This is a genomic window from Rhodococcus sp. P3_B8 (assembly GCF_056402775.1).
The window spans coordinates 1-1,506 of sequence record NZ_JBFUGT010000613.1; the positions used below are offsets into that span (position 1 = coordinate 1).

At 65.6% G+C, this 1,506-nt stretch carries 1 protein-coding gene and 2 rRNA genes; all 3 read left to right on the top strand.

Features of this window, described 5'->3' with window-relative positions; translation table 11 throughout:
• Positions 1–177, top strand: a 23S ribosomal RNA gene (locus AC1D1G_RS45090); the annotation flags it as partial.
• Positions 178–311: 134 nt separating this feature from the next.
• Positions 312–428 (top strand): 5S ribosomal RNA (gene rrf, locus AC1D1G_RS45095).
• 60 nt (positions 429–488) lie between these two features.
• Entirely contained in the window at positions 489–1,445 is a 957-nt protein-coding gene (locus AC1D1G_RS45100) for a tetratricopeptide repeat protein (RefSeq protein WP_280784911.1), read from the top strand.
• Positions 1,446–1,506: the final 61 nt, after the last annotated feature.

Sequence of the window (1,506 nt, forward strand, 5' to 3'; positions counted from 1 at the left end):
TACGTTCGGAAGGGATAACCGCTGAAAGCATCTAAGCGGGAAGCCTGTTCCAAGATGAGGTTTCTCACCCCCTCGAGGGGGTAAGGCCCCCGGCAGACCACCGGGTTGATAGGCCAGAACTGGAAGTCCGGTAACGGATGCAGGTGACTGGTACTAATAGGCCGAGGACTTACCACAAAGAAGCTACGCGTCCACTGTGCAGTATCTGAAACAACACACACGTTTCAGAACAGAAGAAAGAAGAACACCACCAMCAACACTGTTTGTTGTGTGTGTCTTCGCTGATGTTCCGTGTGACAGTTTCATAGAGTTACGGCGGCCATAGCGGAGGGGAAACGCCCGGTCCCATTCCGAACCCGGAAGCTAAGCCCTCCAGCGCCGATGGTACTGCACCCGACAGGGTGTGGGAGAGTAGGACACCGCCGAACATCCGTTACCGAAAGGGGACCCAATATACTGGGTCCCCTTTCGTGGTTTGTGTGAAAGGAATGACTGTGTCGGAGAGTGACGACGGACGTCGATCCTTCCGCGGAGGCGGTGCCTCCAACAGCAATCGGGGCGGTGCCTCCAACAGCAATCGGGGCGGTGCGTCCGGCGGCGCCGGCGGTTCGGGTCGGGGTGGCTCGACCGGTGGTCCTCGTCGCGATTCGCGCGACAATCGTGGCGGCGCCGGTGGCGACCGTCGCGGTGGTGGACCCCGTCGTGGCGGCGAGGGCGGCTTCGCGCCTCGCGGACGTGAAGGTGACCGTCCGCAGCGGCAGCAGGCGCGTCCGGACGAACCGGATCTGCCCGAGAACGTCGAGGCCGGCGAGCTCGATCCCGCTGTACGCCGCGACCTGCTGAGCCTGGACAAGACAAACGCGAACACGGTTGCGCGTCACCTGGTGATGGCAGGCAAGCTCGTCGACGACGATCCGCGACTTGCGCTCGCGCATGCTCGCGCCGCGCGCCAGCGTGCGGGCCGCATTGCCATCGTGCGTGAGGCCGCGGGTATCACCGCGTACCACGCCGGCGAATGGGCCGAGGCGCTGTCGGAGTTGCGCGCCGCTCGTCGCATGGCCGGCGGTCCCGGACTGCTCGCGGTCATGGCGGACTGCGAACGCGGACTGGGCCGCCCGGAGCGTGCGATCGAACTCGGTCGGAGCGAGGAAGCTGCTGCGCTGTCCGGTGACGAGGCAGCCGAGCTGCGCATGGTGGTCGCCGGGGCGCGCATGGACCTCGGTCAGTTCGACCAGGCCGTGGTCACGCTGCAGACCCCCGATCTCGACGCCTCGCGGACCGGACCCGGTGCCGCTCGCCTGTTCTACGCGTATGCGGACGCCTTGGTGGCTGCCGGCCGCATCGAGGACGGACTCAAGTGGTTCCTCAATTCCGCCGCCGCGGATCTCGAGGGTGACACCGACGCGGAGGAGCGTGTGGCCGAGCTGACCGGAGACGATCAGTGACGGCTCTGCGCGACGGCTACGACGCCCTGCTGCTCGACCTCGACGGCACCCTGTACCAGGG

What these genes read in the sequence shown, in the direction of transcription:
- AC1D1G_RS45100 (WP_280784911.1), top strand. Translation starts at nt 489, where the DNA reads ATGACTGTGTCGGAGAGTGACGACGGACGTCGATCCTTCCGCGGAGGC.